This window comes from Pseudarthrobacter sulfonivorans, assembly GCF_024391045.1.
GTDB classification, from domain to species: Bacteria; Actinomycetota; Actinomycetes; order Actinomycetales; family Micrococcaceae; genus Arthrobacter; species Arthrobacter sulfonivorans_B.
Window position 1 is genome coordinate 71,869 of the sequence record NZ_JANFCZ010000017.1, and the last position, 20,346, is coordinate 92,214.

Annotated in this window: 20 protein-coding genes; 12 read left to right on the forward strand and 8 right to left on the reverse strand. The window is 65.2% G+C overall.

The window, feature by feature from the left end:
- Window position 1 precedes the first annotated feature (1 nt).
- The 11 genes from prcA (at window position 2) to NQJ30_RS12470 (ending at window position 12,732) form a co-directional block, all read left to right on the forward strand.
- Window positions 2–721 carry a proteasome subunit alpha gene (prcA, locus tag NQJ30_RS12420; RefSeq protein ID WP_255770231.1) on the forward strand — a complete coding sequence of 240 codons (720 nt, stop codon included), beginning with the start codon at window positions 2–4 and terminating at the stop codon, window positions 719–721.
- A 1-nt stretch (window position 722) separates the two neighbouring features.
- Complete coding sequence (pafA, locus tag NQJ30_RS12425; protein ID WP_255770232.1) at window positions 723–2,087, forward strand: Pup--protein ligase; 1,365 nt, start codon at window positions 723–725, stop codon at window positions 2,085–2,087.
- A 109-nt stretch (window positions 2,088–2,196) separates the two neighbouring features.
- A complete protein-coding gene (locus NQJ30_RS12430; RefSeq protein ID WP_255770233.1) occupies window positions 2,197–3,159 on the forward strand; it encodes an FKBP-type peptidyl-prolyl cis-trans isomerase in 963 nt (320 codons plus the stop codon).
- A gap of 38 nt (window positions 3,160–3,197) precedes the next feature.
- Entirely contained in the window at window positions 3,198–3,593 is a 396-nt protein-coding gene (locus tag NQJ30_RS12435) for an FKBP-type peptidyl-prolyl cis-trans isomerase (RefSeq protein WP_255770234.1), read from the forward strand.
- A 104-nt stretch (window positions 3,594–3,697) separates the two neighbouring features.
- Entirely contained in the window at window positions 3,698–5,680 is a 1,983-nt protein-coding gene (locus tag NQJ30_RS12440) for a helix-turn-helix transcriptional regulator (RefSeq protein WP_255770235.1), read from the forward strand.
- Window positions 5,681–5,690: 10 nt separating this feature from the next.
- Window positions 5,691–6,044 carry a hypothetical protein gene (locus NQJ30_RS12445; RefSeq protein WP_255770236.1) on the forward strand — a complete coding sequence of 118 codons (354 nt, stop codon included), beginning with the start codon at window positions 5,691–5,693 and terminating at the stop codon, window positions 6,042–6,044.
- Between the two features lie 32 nt (window positions 6,045–6,076).
- Window positions 6,077–6,367, forward strand: a complete 291-nt coding sequence (gene tatA / locus NQJ30_RS12450) for a Sec-independent protein translocase subunit TatA (protein WP_255770237.1) — start codon at window positions 6,077–6,079, stop codon at window positions 6,365–6,367.
- 48 nt (window positions 6,368–6,415) lie between these two features.
- Window positions 6,416–7,210: a twin-arginine translocase subunit TatC gene (tatC, locus tag NQJ30_RS12455; protein WP_255770238.1), complete on the forward strand. Its 795-nt coding sequence runs from the start codon at window positions 6,416–6,418 to the stop codon at window positions 7,208–7,210.
- A gap of 24 nt (window positions 7,211–7,234) precedes the next feature.
- Window positions 7,235–10,159: a DEAD/DEAH box helicase gene (locus NQJ30_RS12460; RefSeq protein WP_255770239.1), complete on the forward strand. Its 2,925-nt coding sequence runs from the start codon at window positions 7,235–7,237 to the stop codon at window positions 10,157–10,159.
- An 83-nt stretch (window positions 10,160–10,242) separates the two neighbouring features.
- On the forward strand, window positions 10,243–11,895 hold the full coding sequence (locus tag NQJ30_RS12465; RefSeq protein WP_255770240.1) for an amidohydrolase: 1,653 nt from the start codon (window positions 10,243–10,245) through the stop codon (window positions 11,893–11,895).
- Window positions 11,896–12,000: 105 nt separating this feature from the next.
- Window positions 12,001–12,732: a polyprenol monophosphomannose synthase gene (locus tag NQJ30_RS12470; RefSeq protein ID WP_255770241.1), complete on the forward strand. Its 732-nt coding sequence runs from the start codon at window positions 12,001–12,003 to the stop codon at window positions 12,730–12,732.
- 194 nt (window positions 12,733–12,926) lie between these two features.
- Here the strand turns inward: NQJ30_RS12470 and NQJ30_RS12475 are convergent, their stop codons facing one another.
- The 5 genes from NQJ30_RS12475 to NQJ30_RS12495 all read right to left on the reverse strand — a co-directional run bounded on the left by NQJ30_RS12475 (window position 12,927) and on the right by NQJ30_RS12495 (window position 16,680).
- The gene (locus tag NQJ30_RS12475) at window positions 12,927–13,274 is read right to left on the reverse strand and encodes an RNA polymerase-binding protein RbpA (protein WP_003802221.1); all 348 of its coding nucleotides are present in this window, start codon (window positions 13,272–13,274) and stop codon (window positions 12,927–12,929) included.
- Window positions 13,275–13,539: 265 nt separating this feature from the next.
- A complete protein-coding gene (locus NQJ30_RS12480) occupies window positions 13,540–14,481 on the reverse strand; it encodes an SPFH domain-containing protein (RefSeq protein ID WP_255770242.1) in 942 nt (313 codons plus the stop codon).
- A gap of 59 nt (window positions 14,482–14,540) precedes the next feature.
- Window positions 14,541–15,002, reverse strand: a complete 462-nt coding sequence (locus NQJ30_RS12485; RefSeq protein ID WP_255770255.1) for an NfeD family protein — start codon at window positions 15,000–15,002, stop codon at window positions 14,541–14,543.
- 102 nt (window positions 15,003–15,104) lie between these two features.
- Window positions 15,105–15,992, reverse strand: coding sequence for a methyltransferase domain-containing protein (locus NQJ30_RS12490; protein ID WP_255770243.1), 888 nt, complete (start codon window positions 15,990–15,992; stop codon window positions 15,105–15,107).
- A 10-nt stretch (window positions 15,993–16,002) separates the two neighbouring features.
- On the reverse strand, window positions 16,003–16,680 hold the full coding sequence (locus tag NQJ30_RS12495; protein ID WP_255770244.1) for a peptide deformylase: 678 nt from the start codon (window positions 16,678–16,680) through the stop codon (window positions 16,003–16,005).
- A 59-nt stretch (window positions 16,681–16,739) separates the two neighbouring features.
- Here NQJ30_RS12495 and NQJ30_RS12500 point away from each other — a divergent pair, with 59 nt between their 5' ends.
- Complete coding sequence (locus NQJ30_RS12500; RefSeq protein WP_255770245.1) at window positions 16,740–17,159, forward strand: nuclear transport factor 2 family protein; 420 nt, start codon at window positions 16,740–16,742, stop codon at window positions 17,157–17,159.
- A gap of 23 nt (window positions 17,160–17,182) precedes the next feature.
- On the opposite strand, the gene NQJ30_RS12505 is transcribed toward NQJ30_RS12500, so the two are convergent.
- Genes NQJ30_RS12505 through NQJ30_RS12515 form a run of 3 tightly spaced genes read right to left on the reverse strand, consistent with a single transcriptional unit; the run spans window position 17,183 to window position 20,254 of the window.
- Window positions 17,183–18,325, reverse strand: a complete 1,143-nt coding sequence (locus NQJ30_RS12505; RefSeq protein ID WP_255770246.1) for an FAD-dependent oxidoreductase — start codon at window positions 18,323–18,325, stop codon at window positions 17,183–17,185.
- Window positions 18,318–19,010, reverse strand: coding sequence for a class I SAM-dependent methyltransferase (locus tag NQJ30_RS12510; RefSeq protein ID WP_255770247.1), 693 nt, complete (start codon window positions 19,008–19,010; stop codon window positions 18,318–18,320). The genes NQJ30_RS12505 and NQJ30_RS12510 overlap by 8 nt, the downstream gene beginning before the upstream one ends.
- A 14-nt stretch (window positions 19,011–19,024) precedes the next feature.
- Window positions 19,025–20,254, reverse strand: coding sequence for a type III polyketide synthase (locus NQJ30_RS12515; RefSeq protein WP_255770256.1), 1,230 nt, complete (start codon window positions 20,252–20,254; stop codon window positions 19,025–19,027).
- Window positions 20,255–20,346: the final 92 nt, after the last annotated feature.

The window sequence follows — 20,346 nt, forward strand, 5'->3', positions numbered from 1 at the left end:
GATGACGCAGCAGTTTTATGTCTCGCCCGAACAACTGATGAAGGACCGCGCTGACTTCGCGCGAAAAGGAATTGCCCGCGGCAGGTCCGTGGTGGTCATCAGTTGCCAGGACGGCATTGCCCTGGTGGCGGAGAACCCGTCCCCGTCGCTGCACAAGGTCGGGGAAATTTACGACAAGATCGCCTTCGCAGCGGTTGGCAAATACAACGAGTTTGAAAGCCTGCGCCAGGCCGGGGTCAGGTACGCCGATGTCCGCGGCTACTCCTACGACCGGGAGGACGTCACGGCCCGTGGGCTCGCCAGCGTCTACGCGCAAAGCCTGGGCGCCGTGTTCACCGCTGAACAGAAACCCTTCGAGGTGGAGCTTGCCGTGGCTGAGGTGGGTGCCACTCCGGACCAGGACCACCTGTACCGGCTGACGTTCGACGGGTCGATCGCAGACGAGCAAGGCTTCATCGTGATGGGCGGCCAGGCCGAGCGGGTCTCAGCCGTCATCGCCGAGGGCTGGCGGTCCTCGCTGCGGTTTGCCGACGCGGTCCGGCTGGCCATCCGCGGACTGGCCAGCGGCACGGAGCAGGGCGAGGCCGGCGCAACCCTTCCGGCCAAAGCCGTGGAGGTAGCGGTCCTGGACAGGCAATCCGAGACGACCCGCGGTTTCCGCCGGGCCTTCCGGCGATTGAACGACGCCGACATCACGGCGCTGGTGGCGGAGGAGGACTGAGATGGACAAGAGGATCTTCGGCATTGAAACCGAATTCGGGATCTCGTATTCGAGCCCCGATTCACGGCCCCTGGCGCCGGAGGAGGTGGCACGCTACCTGTTCCGCAAAGTGGTCAGCTGGGGACGTTCGTCCAACGTGTTCCTGACCAACGGTTCCCGGCTCTACCTCGACGTCGGCTCGCACCCCGAATACGCCACCGCGGAGTGTGATGACCTGGCACAGTTGATTGCGCACGACCGCGCCGGCGAGCTGATCCTCGATGACCTCGTGGATGAGGCGCAGGCGAGGCTGGCTGCCGAAGGCTTCAACGGCACCGTGTACCTGTTCAAGAACAACACCGACTCCGCCGGGAACTCCTACGGCAGCCACGAGAACTACCTCATCCCGCGGCGGGGAGAGTTTTCCCGGCTGGCCGAGATACTCATCCCCTTCCTGGTCACCCGCCAGCTGATCGCGGGCGCGGGCAAGATCCTGAAGACCCCCCACGGGGCAACCTTCGCCTTTTCGCAGCGGGCTGACCACATCTGGGAGGGAGTCTCGTCCGCCACCACCCGGTCCCGTCCCATTATCAACACCCGGGATGAACCGCACGCCGACGCCGAATTCTTTCGGCGGCTGCACGTCATTGTGGGTGACTCGAACATGTCCGAGACCACGGCCCTCATCAAGGTGGGCACCGTGGACCTGATCCTTCGCATGATCGAGGCCGGAGTGATCATGCGGGACATGCGGATGGAAAACCCCATCCGCAGCATCCGGGAGATCTCCCACGACCTCAGCGGCCGGGCGCTCGTCAGGTTGGCCAACGGGCGCCAGCTCACCGCGCTGGAGATCCAACAGGAATACCTGACAAAAGTCACGGCCTTTGTGCAGGAGCACGGGGCCCACAATCCGCATGTTCCGCTGATCCTTGACCTCTGGGAAAGGACGCTGAAGGCCATCGAAAGCGGGAACACCAGCACCATCGACACGGAAATTGACTGGGCCATCAAGAAAAAGCTCATGGACAACTACCGCGAACGTCACGGCCTGGGCCTGGACGCACCCCGGATCGCCCAGCTGGACCTGACCTACCATGACATTTCCCGCACGCGGGGGCTGTACTACCTGCTGCAATCCAGGGGGGCGGTGCGGCGCATCGTGGACGACACCGTCATCAAGGACGCCGTGGACGCACCGCCGCAAACAACCCGGGCGAAGCTCAGGGGCGACTTCGTCCGGCGGGCGCAGGAACTGGGCAGGGATTACACCGTGGACTGGGTTCATCTGAAACTCAACGACCGCGCCCACCAGACCATCCTTTGCAAGGATCCGTTCCGCAGCGTCGATGACCGCGTGGACGCCCTCCTGGGCTCTATGGGCTGACGTTCAGGTTCAGGGGCTATCCTTGACAGGGCCATTCTTTGGCCCTGAAGCGGTGCCGGGCGCCTGTTCCGGTACCGCGTCCACCCTGCCCCGACGAAAGTTCTCTTACGTGCGCCGACTCCTAGCAATCCTTCTCCCCGGCCTGCTGCTGCTAACCGCTTGCGGCGGTTCGCCCGCGGCACCGGAACCCACCAGCCAGTCGGCCGGTGACACTGCCAAGTTCGATTCCCTGAAACTGACGGACAACGGGGACAAGAAGGCTCCCGGCGTGGAGTTCACCAAGCCGCTGGAGGTTACGGAGCCTACCGTGAAGGTGGTCACCGAAGGCGACGGCGACAAGATCAAAGCCAACCAGATCGCCAACATCTCCATCCTCGCCGTGAGCGGCGCCGACGGTTCCACGCTGGAAGACACCTTCCCGAGCGACCCCGAGGCCCTTGAGCTCACCGATGACATGAAGACCGGAAACGCCCTCATCTACAACGCCTTCGTTGGCGCCAAAATCGGTTCAACCCTGGCCCTGGCGGTTCCCGGCCAGGCAGCCGCACCGGCCAGCGCCTCACCGGAGAACGCCACCCCGACTCCTGCCGCCGCCCAGCCCACCCAGCTGCTGCTGATCAAGCTGATCTCCGCGAAGGATGTCACCGCGCCGCTCGATAAGCCCGAGGGCGATCCTGTTACGCCGCCAGCCGGCCTCCCGACAGCTAAGGAAAATGACAAGGGCGTCCCCGAGATATCGGTGGATGGCGCTGCTGCCCCGACAGCCCTCGTTGCCCAGGACCTGATCAAGGGCAAGGGCGCCGAGGTCAAGGCATCCGACACCCTCACCGTCAACTACGTCGGCGTCAACCTGGTGGGCGGCACCAAGTTTGATTCGAGCTTCGACCGCGGCCAGCCCGCCAGCTTCCCCTTGAACCAGGTGATCAAGGGCTGGACGCAGGGCCTCACCGGCAAGACGGTGGGCTCCCGGGTCCTCCTGGTCGTCCCGAAGGACCTCGCATACGGTGATGCCGGCCAGGGCGAAGCCAAGGGCGACCTTGTCTTTGTTGTTGATATCCTCGGCGTCAAGTAACTTCCAACCCATCCCGCACCCAAACAAAGGAGTAACCCATGTCATTTGGTCAGCGCGATTTCGATCGCCAGAAACCCGAAATCGACTTCCCGGAAGGCGACGTCCCCAGCGAACTCGTCATCACCGACCTGATCGAAGGTGACGGTCCCGAGGCCAAGAAGGGCGATACCGTCTCCACCCACTACGTCGGAGTGGCCTGGTCCACCGGCGAGGAATTCGACGCCTCCTGGGGACGCGGCGCGCCGCTGGACTTCCGCGTTGGCGTCGGCCAGGTCATCCAGGGCTGGGACCAGGGTCTGCTGGGCATGAAGGTGGGCGGCCGCCGTCGCCTGGAGATTCCTTCCGAACTGGCCTACGGCTCCCGCGGTGCCGGTGGCGCAATCGGCCCCAACGAAGCACTCATCTTTGTTGTGGACCTCGTCGGCGTGCGCTGACCTGACCACCGAAGGCCGGAAGGGCGCGGTAACAATCAGGAGCGGTGCTCCGGTTGTTGCCGCGCTTTCTGCTTTCCCGCGGTGAATTTAGTAACGTAGCCAGAGTGTCCGTATCCCGTACTGAACGCCTGCTGAACCTGCTGATTGCCCTTCTGAACACAAAATACGGCCTGCGCCGTGCGGAGCTGCGAACCAAGGTCTATCACGACGCCACCGGCAACGACGTCGCATTCGGCCGGATGTTCGAGCGGGACAAAAACGACCTGCGCCAGTTTGGCTTCGAGGTGGAAACCGTCACTGACCTCGGGTGGAGCGAAGACGACCCCGCCACCACCCGGTACCGCATCGGCAAGGAATCCAACCGCCTGCCGGACGTCGAGCTCAGCCCGGGGGAATGGACGGTCCTGCTCCTGGCCTCCCAGCTGTGGGAGCGCGCCGCCCTGGGTACCGCTGCCGCCAGCGCGCTCCGCAAGCTCCAGGCCTCCGGTACGCTCGCCGACGTTGAACTTCCCGTGGGCGTGCAGCCGCGGATCAGGCCGGCCGGCCAGGCGTTCGATGACGTGGTGGCGGCCATGCACGCCCGGCATCCGGTCAGTTTTCCTTATCTGGCCGGGACCACGGGCAAGGAAGAGCAACGAACGGTGGAACCATGGGGCCTGGGGAGCCGGTTCGGCCAGTGGTACCTGACCGGCTTCGACCGGGCCCGCCAGGCACCCCGCCATTTCAGGCTTTCCCGCTTCACCGGCCCGGTCTCCGTGCTGAACAAGGAAACCTACGCACCGCCGGCAAATTTCAATGTCCGGGAGGAACTGGGCCGGCTCCCCGAACTCCCGCTCCGCACCGCCGTCGTGGACGTCCGGGCGGGCCGCCTCCTGGGCCTGCGGAGGCGCGCAACGCCTGCGCCCGCCAGAAGCGGGGGAACGCCCGACGGCGGCGACGAGCGTCTGCACGTGGACTTCAGAGACGTTGAGGTGCTCGCGCAGGAGCTTGCCTCCTACGGTCCCGACGTCGTCGCCCGTGAGCCCGAAGAACTGGTGGGGGCCGTCCGGAACCGCCTGCACAACGCTGCGGCGTTCTGTGCGGCTCCGGCCCCTGAGTACCGGTTTGCCGACGCGCGGGGTGCCTCTGTCCGCAAACGCACCTCGGAGGACCAGCTCAAACGCATGCTGCAGCTGGTGCCGTTCCTCGTCCATAACCAGGGCCTGCACATAGAGGACGTGGCCGCGCGGTTCGGGATCACACCCGGCGAGCTGGAAAGCGACCTCAGGATCCTCATCTGTTCGGGGCTGCCCGAGGGATACCCGGACGACCTCCTGGACATCCACTGGGAGGAGGGCCATGTCTACATCACCCAGGACCTGGACCTCACCAGGCCGGTCAGGTTCACGGTCGATGAAGCCTGTGCTCTCCTGACCGGTCTTGAGACTCTCAACGGCCTGCCTGAACTCGCCGAGGGGGGCGCCCTGCAGTCCGTCACCCTCAAGCTGATGGCGGCCGCCGGGGAAGAGGGTCTGCGCGCAGCCTCGCTGGCCGGTCCGGAGGTCGGCCCCTCGGATTCGGCCGTCCTGGACGTCATCCGGAGTGCCATCCGGGACCGGGCCCAGCTGCGGCTGGAGTACTTTTCCGCCCAACGGGACCAGGTTTCGGAACGGGATGTTGACCCGCTCCGGCTGTATTCGCTGGACAACACCTGGTACTTCGAGGCTTACTGCCACTCCGCTGACGGCTTGCGGAACTTCAGGCTGGACAGGGTCCAGGAGATTCGGCCCAACGGTCAACCGGCCTCGACACCGCTCCGGCCGGACGACGGGTTTCCGGCAAAGTTATTCACACCGAACGACGACGACACCACCGTCCTGGTGCAGCTCACCAGGCAGGGCGCGGGGCTTGCGGACGACTATTACGCTGAACGGGTGGCGCCCCTGCCCGACGGCGGCCTGGTAGCCGAGATCCGGTTCGGCAACACAACCTGGCTGCCCATGTTCGTGGCCCAGCACGGCGGCGCTGCGCGAATCCTCGAACCGTCGGCGCTAGCGGCGGCAGCACGAAGTTGGATCGAGGCGGCCCTCAGCCGGTACGGCAGCTAGAATCGTCAGCATGCCTTGGTGGTCTTGGATCGTGATCTGGATAGCGCTTGTTGCGGTGTCCCTGCTCTTTTATGTCCTGCTGGGCATCCGGCTGTACCGCCAGGCCATGGCTGTGTTGAAGGACTTCGGCGCGGCAGCCACGAAACTCGGGCACCTTGCCCCTGCCGGCGCCGCACCCCTGGCCGGCGAACTGCAGAGTCCCGCGGCACTGCCGGGAGCCGCCGTTTTTGCCTCACCCGCGCAGATGCGACATGATTACGACGCATCCAAGTCATCCCGCCGGGAGGACCGCCGCCAGAGGCGGATACAGCGCAAGCACGACAGGGGACAGCCCCAGTCGCTTCGCGATCTGGATCTCAATTAGACGTAGGATGTTGTAAGAGGAAAGGAATTCCCGTGGGAAGACTCTTTGATGGCCCGTGGCCAATTGTCATTATCATCGTTGTGGCGCTGTTGCTTTTTGCTGCGCCCAAACTCCCTGCCATGGCCCGTAGCCTGGGCCAGTCCATGCGGATCATCAAATCCGAAGTCAAGGAAATGAAGAACGACGGCAAGACCGACGCCGCGGACACCGAAGCGGGACCGGTGGAAGGCAAGGTCGTCAATCACCCGCACACGAATCCTGCACCGACCCAGCACGGCGAACCGACCAACGGCACCGACGTTCCGCCGTCGAACCGCGCATAACCCACAGTGGCACTGACGCGGGGCCGTAAATCCAACCCTGAGGGGCGGATGGCTCTTTGGGACCACCTCAAAGAGCTCAAGAACCGGCTGATCAAATCAGCAATTGCGGTGGTGCTCGCTGCGGTGGGCGGCTGGTTCCTTTACGACCCCGTCGTCTCAAGCCTCTCGGCGCCGCTGATCTCCATCGCGCACGAGACCGGCCGGACGGCCGTGCTTAACTTCGCGACCATCGCGGACCCCTTCGCGTTCAAGATCCAGATAGCCATCCAGATCGGGCTGGTGATTTCCAGCCCGGTCTGGATCTATCAGGTCTGGGCGTTCATCACCCCCGGCCTGACCCGGAAGGAACGGGGCTACACGCTCGGCTTCATGGCCGCGGCCGTCCCGCTGTTCCTGGCCGGCGTCTATGTTGCCTGGCTGGTATTTCCTACCGTGGTCCGGGCTCTGCTCCAGTTCACGCCCCAGACCGGCGCCAACAATATCTCCGCCACTGACTACCTCACCTTCGCCACGCAGATGCTGCTGATCCTGGGTATTTCGTTCCTGGTGCCGGTCATCCTTGTAGGCATCAACATGGCCGGTGTGGTGCGCGGCCGGACCATCCTCAAAGCCTGGCGGATCATCGTCTTCCTCGTCTTTGTCCTGGCGGCACTGGCCGCCCCGGGGACCGACGCATTGTCCATGATCCTGCTGGCTGCCCCCCTCCTGGTCCTGTTTTTCGCTGCGATCGGGCTGTGCATCGTCAACGACAACCGCCGGGACAAGAGGCAAGCGAAAGTGGCTGCCGAGACCGATGCAACAGCCGATATTGCGACCCCAGGCAGTGAACTGAAGAACCTGTAGCGCGCAGCGCACTAGGCTTGAAACATGTCCTCCATCTCCGGGCCGCTCTCGCCCTCTGAAAGTTACCGGGCCAGCGCGGAACGCACGGCCGAGGCGCGAAGCTACCTCGGCGGGTTTATCCGCACCCTCGATTTTGAACTCGACGAATTCCAGCGCCTCGCCTGCCTTTCCCTGCAGGAAGGCAGGGGAGTGCTGGTGGCTGCGCCGACCGGAGCCGGCAAGACCATCGTGGGCGAATTTGCCATTTACCTCGCGCTGGAGCGGCACCTCAAGGCTTTCTACACCACGCCCATCAAGGCCCTGAGCAACCAGAAGTTCACCGAACTTGCTGAAAAATACGGCGCTGAAAATGTCGGGCTCCTGACCGGCGACACCAGCATCAATGGCGACGCCCCGGTTGTGGTGATGACAACGGAAGTTCTCCGCAACATGCTTTACGCCGATTCCGCGACCTTGGACGATCTTGGGTTTGTGGTCATGGACGAGGTCCACTACCTTGCAGACCGTTTCCGCGGGGCCGTTTGGGAGGAAGTGATCATCCACCTGCCCAGCGAAGTCCAGGTGGTTTCGCTGAGCGCCACGGTGTCCAACGCGGAGGAGTTTGGCGCCTGGCTGGATACGGTGCGCGGCGACACGGACATCATCGTCTCGGAGCATCGGCCGGTGCCCCTGTGGCAACACGTGATGGTCGGCCGCGAAATCGTGGACCTGTTCGCGGGTGAAACCACCTTCGACGAAATTGCGCCGGCTGCAGAAGCCGGGACGGGGGCACCACTGACGGTCCGGGAAAAGGTGGATCCGGCACAGGGGCCGGCCAGCCGAGGGGGCGCCTCTGCCCTCGGATTTGAGGTCAACCCTGATCTGCTTGCAATGGCCCGGAGCGAGAGCCAGGAGAATTTCCGCGGCCGGTTTGGCCACGGCGGGCGGAGCCAGCGCCGGCAGAACAGGCAGCGTTCCGATTCCCGTCCCTCCCAGGGGTCCCAGCCCGGCGCCGTCCGGAGGGCCAGCCGGCCCCAGGTGATTGCCAGCCTGGACCGCCAGGATCTGCTCCCCGCCATCACGTTCATTTTCTCCCGGGCCGGCTGCGACGCCGCCGTGGCCCAGTGCGTCTCCTCGGGCCTGTGGCTGACCACGGAGAAGGAGCAGCGGATTATCGCCCAGCTCGTCGATGAGGCCGCGCAGGACATTCCTTCCGATGACCTGGACGTCCTCGGCTTCTGGACCTGGCGGGAGGGCCTGCTGCGGGGATTCGCGGCCCACCATGCGGGCATGCTGCCCACGTTCAAGGAAGTGGTGGAGAAACTCTTCGTCGAAGGCCTGGTCAAGGCTGTTTTCGCCACCGAGACACTCGCCTTGGGCGTGAACATGCCCGCCCGCTCCGTGGTTCTGGAAAAGCTGGACAAGTTCAACGGGGAAGCCCACGTGGACATTACGGCGGGGGAATACACCCAACTGACCGGGCGGGCAGGCCGTCGCGGCATCGACGTCGAAGGTCACGCCGTTGTCCTCTGGCAGCCTGGTACGGACCCGGCGGCGGTGGCTGGCCTGGCGTCCCGGCGAACTTACCCCTTGAATTCCAGCTTCCGCCCCACCTACAACATGAGCATCAATCTGCTGGCCCAGTTCGGCAGGGCACGGGCCCGCGAAATCCTCGAGTCCTCGTTCGCGCAATTCCAGGCGGACCGCTCCGTGGTGGGCCTGGCCAAGCAGGTGCGCAGCAGGGAAGAGTCCCTCGCGGGCTACGCCAAATCCATGACCTGCCACCTCGGTGATTTTACCGAATATGCCCGGCTGCGCCGCGAGCTCTCCGACGCCGAAGATGTCACCTCACGCACGAAGTCCCGCGCCCGGAAGTCCCTGAACGAAGACTCACTGGCCCGGCTGATGCCGGGTGACGTAGTAGACGTGCCGGGAGGCCGGGCACCTGGCCTGGCCATTGTGCTGAGTTCGGACCACAGCGGCCGGGAGCCGCGTCCGGCTGTCCTGACGCTGGACAACCAGCTCCGCCGGATCGGCACCGAAGACCTTGAGGGGCCGATTTCCCCACTGACGCGGATCCGGATTCCCAAGGCGTTCAACGCCAAGGTTCCCAAGTCCCGGCGTGACCTTGCCGCGTCGGCACGGAATGCCTTGCGCGAAAACCGCCCACCGGCGCCCGGCCGAAGCACGGACTTTGGGTTGGGCAGTGCCATGCCCAACCAGGAGAAACGGATCACGGAGCTGCGCCGGGCACTCCGGGCCCACCCGTGCCACGGCTGCAGCGAGCGTGAGGACCATGCCCGCTGGTCAGAGCGCTGGTGGAAGCTGCGCCGGGAAACTGACGGTTTGATCCGTCAGATCCAAGGCCGCACCAACACTATCGCCAAGACATTCGACCGGGTGTGCGATGTCCTCTCGGCCTACGGGTACCTTGAAGCCGGAGCAGATGGCCGCCAGTCCATCAGCTCCGACGGCCAGCGGCTCCGCCGGATCTATGGCGAGAAGGACCTCCTGATCTCCCAGTCACTGCGATTGGGCGCCTTCGACGACCTCGACGCCGTCGAAGTTGCAGCGTTGGCGAGCGTCCTGGTCTACCAGGCCAAACGCGAGGACAGGGGCCTCCGTCCGCGGATGCCAAGTATCGCGCTCGAATCCTCGGTGGACCTGGTGGTCCGCGAATGGTCAGCACTGGAAGACGTGGAAGAACAAAACAAGCTGCCGCTGACCGGCGAACCCGAGTTGGGACTGGTCTGGCCCATGTATAAGTGGGCGAAGGGCCGGCACCTCCAAGAGGTACTCAACGGCACAGACTTGGCGGCCGGTGACTTTGTGCGCTGGGTCAAGCAGGTCATTGACCTCCTGGACCAGCTGGCCAAGATTCCGGGACTGGATCCGCGCATAGCCCGGCTGTGTTCGGAGGCCATCTCCCTGATCCGCCGCGGTGTTGTGGCCTACTCCTCGGTCCTGTGAGGCACCGGCCGGCCCGCCATCGAATCATCCAGTCTTTACGAACCGGCAGCCTTTGCTGCATCCCCCAACCAGGAGCCTGACCCATGACTGAACGTTCCACCGTGCCCGCCCCGTCCGAACGGAAGGTGGTCCTGTACCGCAACGGCTCGGTCTACTCGGCGGCGGATCCGTTGGCTACCGCCATGGTTGTTGACGGCGACACCGTAGCCTGGGTGGGATCGGAGCAGGCGGCGTCCTCGATTGCGGACTCTTCCATGGAGATCATCGACCTCCGCGGCGCCCTGGTTGCGCCGGGCTTTGTTGATTCGCATGTACACCTCACCGAGACCGGCATTGCGCTGGACGGCCTGCAGCTCGGCAGCGTCCTCTCGGCCCGGGAGCTGCTCGACGCCGTAGCCGGCTTCCGCGGTGAGGGCCCGGTCCTGGGACACGGCTGGGATGAATCTGCCTGGGCAGATCCCGCCCTGCCCACGGCCGGTGAGCTGGAACAGGCTGCCGGCGGCCGGCAGGTCTTCCTGTCACGGGTGGACGCGCATTCGGCCCTGGTGTCCTCCTCACTGGCTGCCGCAGCCGGACTCGCCGGCCTTGACGGCTACGGCCCGGGCGCACAGGTCCTGCGGGCTGCGCACACTTCGGCACGTCAGGAGGCGCGGCGCCTTCCGGAGTCCAGCGTCCGCGGATACCAGCAGCGCGCGCTCACGGAAGCGGCTGCCAACGGCTACGTGGCCGTCTCGGAGATGGCAGCGCCCCACATCAGCGGATTGGCCGATCTTCGGCTCGCCGCCGCATGGAACGATGACGCGGTCGAGGCCGTGCCGGAAGTGCTTTCCTACTGGGGCGAGCTGGCTGCCTCCGAGGAACAGGCCAGGCAGCTGCTGGACGGGCTCGGCGTCCCCGTACGCGGCCTCGCCGGTGACCTGAACATTGACGGGTCCCTGGGATCCCGGACGGCAGCCCTGCGGGACGGCTATGCAGATGCGCCGGGGGAGCGGGGCAGCCTGTACGTTTCCGCCGAGCAGGCCGGCGCCCACCTGGCGGCCTGCTCCCTCCTGGGCATCCAGGGCGGTTTCCACGTCATCGGCGACGCAGGTCTCGACGCCGCCCTGGCGGCGCTGGAGCTGGCCGCCGCCGAGGTGGGTGAGCAGCGGGTCCGTGCAGCCGGCCATCGCTTTGAGCACGTGGAGTTGGCGGACGCCGACGCCGTGCACCAGCTTGCCCGGTACTCCGTCACGGTCAGCGCCCAGCCCCATTTCGATGCGGCCTGGGGTAACGACGGCGGGATGTACCAGCAACGCCTGGGCGGCCGCAGCCGGTCCATGAACGCCTTTGCCTCGTTCTATTCTGCCGGCGTTCCCATCTGTTTCGGCAGCGACAGCCCGGTGACGCCACTGCGGCCCTGGTCGAGTGTGAGAGCCTGTCTGGAACACCACAACCACGACGAACGGATCTCGGCCCGTGCAGCGTTCCTGGGCCATACCCGGGCCGGCTGGCGTGCGGCCAGGTACCGGAACCCGATGGCCGGCCAGTTGGTTCCCGGAGCTCCGGCCAGCTTCGCCGTCTGGGATGTCGAGGAACTGATGGTCCAGGTGGCGGACGGGCGCGTGCAGTCCTGGAGTACGGATCCGAGGGCACGCACGCCCCTGCTGCCGGCACTGGACACCGGCACGAACCCCGTATGCCTGCAAACAGTCAGGGACGGCCGCGAGCTCTTTTCCAGTCCGGCGCTGCGTTCCTGATCCGGGGCGCAGGCCAGCGCCCTATAATGGGTAGTTGCGCCTGCCAGCCAGTGACACAGCTGACGACCAGTCGCTTCGACCGCTCCCGTCCAGGAAAGGCCCTTTGTGCGCGTCCTCACCATTATTCCGACTTACAACGAGCTGGAATCGCTGCCCAAAACTCTTCAGCGCCTGCGGGCAGCAGTACCCGCCTCCGACGTGCTGGTGGTGGACGACAACAGCCCCGACGGTACGGGCCAACTGGCGGACGGCGTCGCTGCCAGCGATGCACAGGTTCACGTCCTGCACCGCAAAGGCAAGGAAGGCCTCGGCGCCGCCTACATTGCCGGCTTCAAATGGGGCCTGGATGCAGGCTACGACGTCCTGGTGGAAATGGATGCCGACGGCTCCCACCAGCCCGAACAGCTGCCCCAGCTGCTGGAAGCTGTTGAACAAGGGGCAGACCTGGCCATGGGTTCCCGCTGGGTGCCGGGCGGCAGCGTAGTCAACTGGCCGCTGTACCGGCAGGCGATTTCACGCGTTGGCAGCACCTACGCACGGCTGATGCTGGGCCTGAAGATCAAGGACGTCACGGGCGGCTACCGTGCCTTCCGGCGGTCCACCCTGGAACGGCTCAACCTCGACCAGGTCGATTCGGTGGGGTATGGCTTCCAGGTGGACCTGGCCTGGCGGGTAGCCAAAATGGGCCTCAGGATCGAGGAGCGGCCCATCACGTTCGTTGAACGCGAACTGGGAGCTTCCAAGATGAGCGGCAACATTGTGGTTGAGGCCATGATCAACGTCACCCGGTGGGGCCTGCAGGCGCGCTGGAACAAGCTCCGGGGCAAAACGGCGTAGTCCCCAGGCTGGTCCGCCGGCGGCATGCGGCCGGTTCCTGGCTGGACACACCTCCGGCCTGAATACGGTTCCCGCCTGGCACATCGTCCGGAAACCGAAAAGGCCCGGCCCGGCGACGTGGATCACGTCGCCGGGCCGGGCCTTTTTCAATTGTTCAGTGCGCCTCGGTCAACGAGGCCGTGACCGCCGGTGGGTCAGGCGCTGCGCCGTTCACCGCGGCGTTCGCGCAGGATGGTCAGCCGGTCTTCGAGAATCTGCTCAAGCTCCGGGAGGGAACGCCGTTCCAGAAGCATGTCCCAGTGGGTACGGACAGCCTTTTCGTTGCTGGTGTCCGGACGTTCGCCGTCGACCAGGAGCGCTTCCTTGCCGGTCTTGGAAACCCAAACAGGAGGAATTTCAGCCTCTGAAGAGAACGTGACAAAAACCTGCTCGCCGTCCTCGCACCGGTATTCCACACGCTGACGCGGGGCCGGCTCGACGCCGGACTCGGTCTCCATGCTCTGCGCGCCAAGGCGCATACCCCGCAGGCTGCGATCGCTCATGTTTTCTCCCTCTGGTCGGTTTCGCGGAGCCAGGCCCCACGCACGCCGGTGCAATATACCGCCCCGGACTACTGTGTTGCATCTTTAGATTCAACGCATTGCGAAGCATTCTTGTTCCAGCGGATCTGGTCCGGCCGGACAAACACTCAATTATACCGGTAGCCGGCACCGCCGCCAAACGCAGCGGCGGGGCCGGCGGTAAATGGCAGGGGCCGCACCCCCTCAACGGCGGTGCGGCCCCTGCCTGCAAAGTTCGGACCCACGCTTAGGGCTGTGGGGCGGGTTCTTCGTCGAAGAGGCCGCCGCCGGCCCGCGGATCAGGGTTGGTACCGCCGAGCGCGTTGCCAATGCCCTTCAGGGCTTCCCCGACTTCGCTGGGAATGATCCACAGCTTGTTGGAGGACCCTTCCGCAAGCTTGGGGAGGGTCTGCAGGTACTGGTACGCGAGCAGCTTCTGATCGGGGTTTCCCTTGTGGATGGCGTCGAAGACTTTCTGGATGGCCTGCGCCTCACCGTCAGCACGGAGAATGGCCGCCTTGGCGTCGCCCTCGGCTGCCAGGATGGATGCCTGCCGCTGGCCCTCGGCCGTGAGGATGGCTGACTGCTTGGTGCCTTCCGCGGTCAGGATCGCAGCGCGGCGGTCACGCTCGGCCCGCATCTGCTTCTCCATGGAGTCCTGGATCGAGTGGGGCGGATCGATCGCCTTCAGCTCGACCCGCGAAACGCGGATGCCCCAGCGGCCGGTGGCCTCATCCAGGACCCCGCGCAGCTGACCGTTGATCTGGTCCCGGGAGGTCAGGGCCTCTTCCAGGTTCAGGCCACCGACGACGTTGCGCAGGGTGGTGGTGGTGAGCTGTTCCACGGCCTGGATGTAGTTCGCGATCTCGTAAGTGGCAGCACGCGGATCAGTGACCTGGAAGTAGACCACCGTGTCGATGGAGACCACCAGGTTGTCCTCGGTGATGACCGGCTGCGGCGGGAAGGAGACCACCTGTTCGCGCAGGTCCAGCAGCGGCAGCAGCCGGTCCACAAACGGAATCAGGATGGTGAGTCCCGGGTTGAGGGTGCGCTGGTACTTGCCCAGGCGTTCCACGACGCCGGCCCTCGCCTGTGGAATGATCCGCACCGAACGGACCAGAACTATGATCACAAACACGATCAGGACCACCAGCACAATGGCTAAGGCGGCTCCACCTGCGTTATCCATACATCTCCCTATCCCCAATTATTGGGTTGTATCCAACACGGTTGGTGAGGCTGAAGCTACTACGGGTTTGTTGGCTCCTGCGGCGCGGACACCACGGCCGTGGCGCCGTCGATGGCCGAGACCACGGCTTTTTGACCGGCGGGCAGTACAGCCCCGGCGGAGCGTGCGCTCCACACATCACCGCCGATTTTTACCAGGCCACCGGTGGAGCTCACGGCTTCCATGACGAGTGCCTGCTCGCCGATCAGGCGGTCCACGTTGGTCCGCTGTTCGGCGGGTCCCTTCTTGAGGTGGCTGAGCGCCACCGGGCGGACGAACGCGATCATCAGCAGGGACACGACACAGAAAACCACTATCTGGAGCCAAAGGTCAGCGCCGGCAAAGTCCGCAATAAGGGCAGCCAGAGTGCCGCCGCCGAGCATGATGAAGAACAGGTCAAGGGTGATCATCTCGATCACCGCGAAGGCGAGGAAAGCTGTGAGCCACAGGGCCCACCAGTTTTCACCGAGCCATTCAAACATTCCGTCCCCCTTGACCATCCGGTAGCTGTCCATTTATCGTAGTCCGCGCTTACGTCACACGGCAGGTGCTCAGGACGGGGGCCGGGGAACGTGGCCAAGTCGTTACGCTGGGCGCCCGGCCGGCCGAAAGACCGTGATCCGGAACAGGGCTTCCACTTCGTCAAGCGGCTCCAGCGTATCCAGTTTGGCCGCAAGTGCGCCGCGGTCCAGGTGATGCCCGGCCGGGCCCATGAACGCCAGGTCCGCCATCTCATCCCGGGTCAGGGCCAGCCGGATATCAACGTCCCGCGTGGCTTCGGGGAGGAAGTACGGGGCCAGGGACTCTGCCAGCCGGGCGTCCTTTTGGTCCTCGATGGACAGCATCCCGGTCAGGGAAGCGAGCGAGGCCAGATGGCCGGCACGCGGCGTGACCACCACCAACCGGCCGTCGTGGTTCAGGACGCGGGCAAATTCGGCTGCATTGCGCGGCGCAAAGATGACCGTGACAACGTCCACTGCGTCGTCCGCCACGGGCAGTTCCTGCCACACGTCGCAGGCCAGGCTGATGGCCTCAGGGTTGCGGCGGGCCGCCCGCCGGAGGGCAAATTTGGAGATGTCGAGCGCGACAGCGGTGCATGCATCGGTGACCCGTTTGACGTCGTCGAGCACTACCCGCAGGTAGTGCCCCGTCCCGGTTCCCGAGTCGAGGACGGTGAACGGCTTCCCGGCCTGGACCCTGGCAAGGACTGCGTCCGAGACGGCGTCAGCGAGCGGGCGGTAATGTCCGGCCTCGAGGAAATCGAAACGGGCTGCGACCATGTCCGCGGAATCGGCTTCGAACACCGTGCCCTTGCCCACCAGCAGGTTGTAGTACCCCTGCCTGGCGGCGTCGAAGCTGTGCCCTGCCCCGCATCGCAGCGCCGGACGTGCGCCCTCACCGGCCAGGGAACGGAGCGCCAGCTGGCCGCCGCACAGCGGGCAGCGCAGCGGAGGGGGAGGGGATGATGGCATAAGTACTATCTTAAGTCGGCGCTCCGGGATATTCGGGTAGGAACCCCAGGGCGGCGCGGGCTTTGCCAATTCCCGGCTCCGCCCAGTTCGCGGCGTACTCGGCATTGCTGCTCAAGGACCTCAGCTCGGCTCGGTCCACGTAGAGGGTGCCCTGCAGATGGTCGGTTTCGTGTTGGACGATCCGGGCCTGCCAGCCGTTGAATTCCTGCTCGGCGCCGCGGCTTTCAGGGGTTTCATACGTAAGCAGGACCCGCTCGTGGCGCACCACCACCGCCTGCAGGCCGCTAAGGGAGAGACACCCTTCAAAGAACGCCGCCGTTTCGTCGCCCAAAGGTGCGTAACGCGGGTTGAGGATGGCGAGGAAGTCCAGCGGCATGCGGTGCCGCACGGCAGCGGCCTCGGGGTCGACGTCGAACTGGTCCTCCAGGACGGCCAGCTGGAGCGGAATCCCGATCTGGGGGGCGGCGAGTCCTACCCCCGGCGCCTCGTGCATGACATTGCGCATGAGGACTATCAGTTGTTGGAGTTCGCTGTCGCTGATCTGACCCTCGAAGGCGGCCGCCTGCTGGCGGAGCACCGGATGCCCGGCCTGGACGATCGTCGGCAAAAGACCCGCGGCCAGGATCTCCTGGACCCTTTCCCGGAGCTGAGCAGGTGTGAAAGGGGTGGGCGGGGATACGGCAATCATGGGGAAAGCCTAACCGGAGCCCGGCCCGCGCCAACGGCCGCGTCGGCTAGTGTCGATGCATGGCAAAGCTCAATCCGTCGGAACCCGAAGCACTGCAACGCGTCCTGGATTTCGTCCGGACCCTCGAGTCCGGCGGCGGCAGCGACGCCCTCATGCCATTCCTTGCAGCTGATTTTCGTCTGGTCGAGGCGCCGCACCTGCTCGCTCCTGAAGGATCCACCCGTACCCGGGCGCAGGTGCTCGCCGGCGCCGACAAAAGCGGCGAAGTGGTGGCTGACCAGAAGTTCGATATCCGGCGCACAACCTGTGAAAACGGCCGCGTTGTGCTGGAGGCGGACTGGTCCGCAACTGTCCTGATGGATTTGAAGTACTGGGACGCCGGCGAAACCATCCGTGCCCGCACGGCATCGGTATTTGAGGTCCGCGACGGCCTCATTGCCAGCCAGGACAGTTACGACTGCTACTACCCCGGCTCCTGAGCCAAAGCCCTCAGCCTTGGCAGTCACTGCATCGTGAACCGCCGGGCCACCAGCCTGTTTGCCGACGGAAATCCTGCCAGGGCGCCAAACGCCCGGTTCCGAAAGCCCAGGAGCGGCAGCGCCAGGGGTCGGCCCAACGACATGTTGAGGCCCGCCTGCCATCGTGCGCGGCGCGCCGCTTTCCCCCTCCGAGAAGCATAATCACGGAGTTCCCCACCGGCCGGACTGCCCGCTAAGGCTGCGCAGATAATCCGTGCCAACTCGGCCGCGTCGAGCCAGCCGAGGTTCATGCCCTGGCCGCCAATGGGGCTGATTTCGTGTGCAGCGTCGCCGACGAGCACTGCCCGTCCCGCCACCAGCCTGCACGCCATCGACGACCGCGGGCTAAAGGAGCTGAGCATGGTGTTCGTCGACGGATCAGGCCGGACCCCGGTGCGGTGGTGAACCAGGCGGGACAATCCGGCTGCGTCCATGTCGGGACAGGGACTGCCCGTGCGGACCACCCAGCGGCGGAGCCCGCCGGGCAGTGGGAACGATTCGACGATCCCGTCAGGTTCCAGATAGAGGACAGCCTGCTGCTCATGGTCACCGTCCGCCGCGAAATCACCCATGACGTAGTGGTCCGGGTACGTTGTGGTGTGCACCCCAATGTGCAGCAGCCTGCGCACCGATGACCGGGCCCCATCAGCGGCAACAAGGATCGGCGCGCTGATCTGCCGGCCGGAACCACACTCATCGGGTGCCGCAGCTGCAACGGTGACCAGGCCGCCGTCGTGCGTTACTGCCGTAACCCGGGCACCCCTGATCAGGGCAGAACTGTCGAGATCCCGAACGCGCTGTTCCAGCAGGGACTCGGTGGTGAACTGGGGAAGGGACAGCACAAAGGGAAAGCGGTCTGACACGGTGGCGAAAGACATGGAGCCGACGGTCCTGCCCCGGCTCAGCGCAGTACCGCTGCGGATCGGCACGCCGGCATCAACCATGGCACCGGCCACGCCCACTTGGTCCAGGGCGGTGAGGGCGGGCGGATGAATGCCGATGGCGCGGGAATGCAGCTGACGCCGGAGCCGCTGTTCCAGGACCCGGACGTGCACGCCTTCCTGGAGGAGCAGGGCAGCGAGGTACAGTCCCACCGGCCCGCCACCCACGATGACAACGTCAGTCATCAGGCTGGTTCGGACGATGGACGAGGACCTGGTGGAACGGTGGGTGGCGCCGGACGCGCCAGCCCGGGGGAGCGGCGGCGGCAAGTTCAGCCGGTGTGTAGCTGCGCCTTATGGAGATCAGGCCGTCGGAGCGGATGAAGGACCCGCGGAAGGGCAGTGCCGCGAGCGAGAACAAGCCGTAGGCTGCGATGCTTCGGCGCAGGTCATTGTGCAGGCAAAGTCGCTGCGCGAGCGCCTGCGAGTCTGTGAGCAACTTTTCCAGTTCGGGCGGTTGCAGGTGGTGGAGGACATGGTTGGAAATCACGACGTCGAACTGCCGCCCTTCGCGGACCAGCTCGCCGCTGCCCGCCTGCCTGAACCTCACGGTTGGGTTGGGAGCCCGGCCGGCCGCGAAGCTATGGGCCCGGCTGTCCGGGTCGATGCCGGTGACATCGACCATGAGCCTGTCCCTGTGGCACCACTGCGCGAGCAGCCTGGCAAGGTCGCCCCCGCCGCTGCCGATGTCCAGGACGGTGGTGACGGTGTAGGCGGAAAGCAGCGGCCGCAGTTCCCGGACGTACAACCACCGCCAGCCGGAGAAGAGCCGGTTGACCAGCCCGAACTGCTGATAGGTCCGTTCCAGCTTCAACGGATCACACTCCGGAACGTCCATCAGTTCCACCGCAGTGGCCGCCCTTCGCTGCATCGGCAACACCGTGATCAGGCCCGGGACGCTGCCGCCGCCCGGTCCGGGTAATGGTCCTCTGAGCGTTCCTCGGAACGGGTGCCTCCGGGTTCACTGTCGGGCGAAGTCCGGGCGGACCGGCGGAGTTTTGTGAAGAGCCCGGTTTCCACGGTGAGTCCGGGACCGAACGCCATGGAGCAGATGCGTTCGTCGCCGTCCATTGTCGGCTGCTCCAGAATGTGTTTGAGGACGAACAGGACTGTGGCGCTGCTCATGTTGCCGTAGCTCCGCAGGGTTTCCCGCGCGGGGACCAGCTGCTCGTCCGTGAGCTCAAGCCGGGACTGGACCTTGTCCAGGATGCTCCGGCCGCCGGGATGAATGGCCCAGTGGCGGATGTCCCGGTAGGGGAGTCCGCGCAGTGACTGGTCGCGGGAAAGGAGTGGTTCGAGGGCACCGATGATGTGGTCGTCGATAATGTGCGGCACATAGTTCCCCAGGACCATCTCGAAGCCGTGATCGCCGATGTTCCACGCCATGGATTCCTCGCCCACCGGGGTCAGGACGGTTTCGAAGTGGTCCAGCTGGAGCAGGGCCGGCGCTTCCGGACTGTTCCTGGCGGTGACGATGGCGGCAGCGGCGCCGTCGGCGAACAGCGCGGAGCCCATGATGGTGTCCGGATCATTGGAGGTCCGCACATGCAGGGAGCACAACTCGGCGCAGACCACCAGCACCACGGCCTGCGGATCGGCCTCGCAGAACGACTTGGCGGCCCGCAGCGCCGGGAATGCCGCGTAGCAACCCATGAATCCGAGGTGGTAACGCTGGACGGCAGGGTCCAGCTCCAGCGCGCGCACAATCTTGTAGTCCGGGCCGGGGTTGAAGAATCCGGTACATGAGACCGTGATGACGTGAGTTATGTCAAGTAAAGTAAGGTCCGGGCAGGCGTCGACTGCAGCCTGCGCGGACTCGATGAAGAGCTTGGTGACCTGTTCGGCGAAGATCCCATTGCGTGCTTTGGTGGACGGATTCAGCAGAAGGCCGGTGGCGGGATCAAAAAATTGCGGATCGTCCGAACGGAAAGCCATGGTCATTTCTTCGACCGCCGTGTGCCGGGTATCGATGGCCGCGGAATCGAAGCAGGTGTTCACCAGGCGCGAGCCCAGGCGGGTCAGCCCGGGCTGGGCTGCGAAAACGTCCCGGGCTTCAGCCTGGATCAGTACCGTCGGCGGAACAGCAGTTTCCAGTGAGCGCACGTAGACCGTCATTGGTTCATTCTTGGCGAGCGTCCGGGATATGACAATGGCCTGGCCTGCACAAACAGCAGGCGGCAGCACTATGGGCGCCACGTTGAATCTCA

Coding starts and splice junctions, on each gene's coding strand:
- prcA (WP_255770231.1), top strand. CDS start 2: ATGACGCAGCAGTTTTATGTCTCGCCCGAACAACTGATGAAGGACCGC.
- pafA (WP_255770232.1), top strand. CDS start 723: ATGGACAAGAGGATCTTCGGCATTGAAACCGAATTCGGGATCTCGTAT.
- NQJ30_RS12435 (WP_255770234.1), top strand. CDS start 3,198: ATGTCATTTGGTCAGCGCGATTTCGATCGCCAGAAACCCGAAATCGAC.
- NQJ30_RS12445 (WP_255770236.1), top strand. CDS start 5,691: ATGCCTTGGTGGTCTTGGATCGTGATCTGGATAGCGCTTGTTGCGGTG.
- tatC (WP_255770238.1), top strand. CDS start 6,416: ATGGCTCTTTGGGACCACCTCAAAGAGCTCAAGAACCGGCTGATCAAA.
- NQJ30_RS12460 (WP_255770239.1), top strand. CDS start 7,235: ATGTCCTCCATCTCCGGGCCGCTCTCGCCCTCTGAAAGTTACCGGGCC.
- NQJ30_RS12465 (WP_255770240.1), top strand. CDS start 10,243: ATGACTGAACGTTCCACCGTGCCCGCCCCGTCCGAACGGAAGGTGGTC.
- NQJ30_RS12475 (WP_003802221.1), bottom strand. CDS start 13,274: ATGAGCGATCGCAGCCTGCGGGGTATGCGCCTTGGCGCGCAGAGCATG.
- NQJ30_RS12480 (WP_255770242.1), bottom strand. CDS start 14,481: ATGGATAACGCAGGTGGAGCCGCCTTAGCCATTGTGCTGGTGGTCCTG.
- NQJ30_RS12485 (WP_255770255.1), bottom strand. CDS start 15,002: ATGTTTGAATGGCTCGGTGAAAACTGGTGGGCCCTGTGGCTCACAGCT.
- NQJ30_RS12490 (WP_255770243.1), bottom strand. CDS start 15,992: ATGCCATCATCCCCTCCCCCTCCGCTGCGCTGCCCGCTGTGCGGCGGC.
- NQJ30_RS12495 (WP_255770244.1), bottom strand. CDS start 16,680: ATGATTGCCGTATCCCCGCCCACCCCTTTCACACCTGCTCAGCTCCGG.
- NQJ30_RS12500 (WP_255770245.1), top strand. CDS start 16,740: ATGGCAAAGCTCAATCCGTCGGAACCCGAAGCACTGCAACGCGTCCTG.
- NQJ30_RS12505 (WP_255770246.1), bottom strand. CDS start 18,325: ATGACTGACGTTGTCATCGTGGGTGGCGGGCCGGTGGGACTGTACCTC.
- NQJ30_RS12510 (WP_255770247.1), bottom strand. CDS start 19,010: ATGCAGCGAAGGGCGGCCACTGCGGTGGAACTGATGGACGTTCCGGAG.
- NQJ30_RS12515 (WP_255770256.1), bottom strand. CDS start 20,254: ATGACGGTCTACGTGCGCTCACTGGAAACTGCTGTTCCGCCGACGGTA.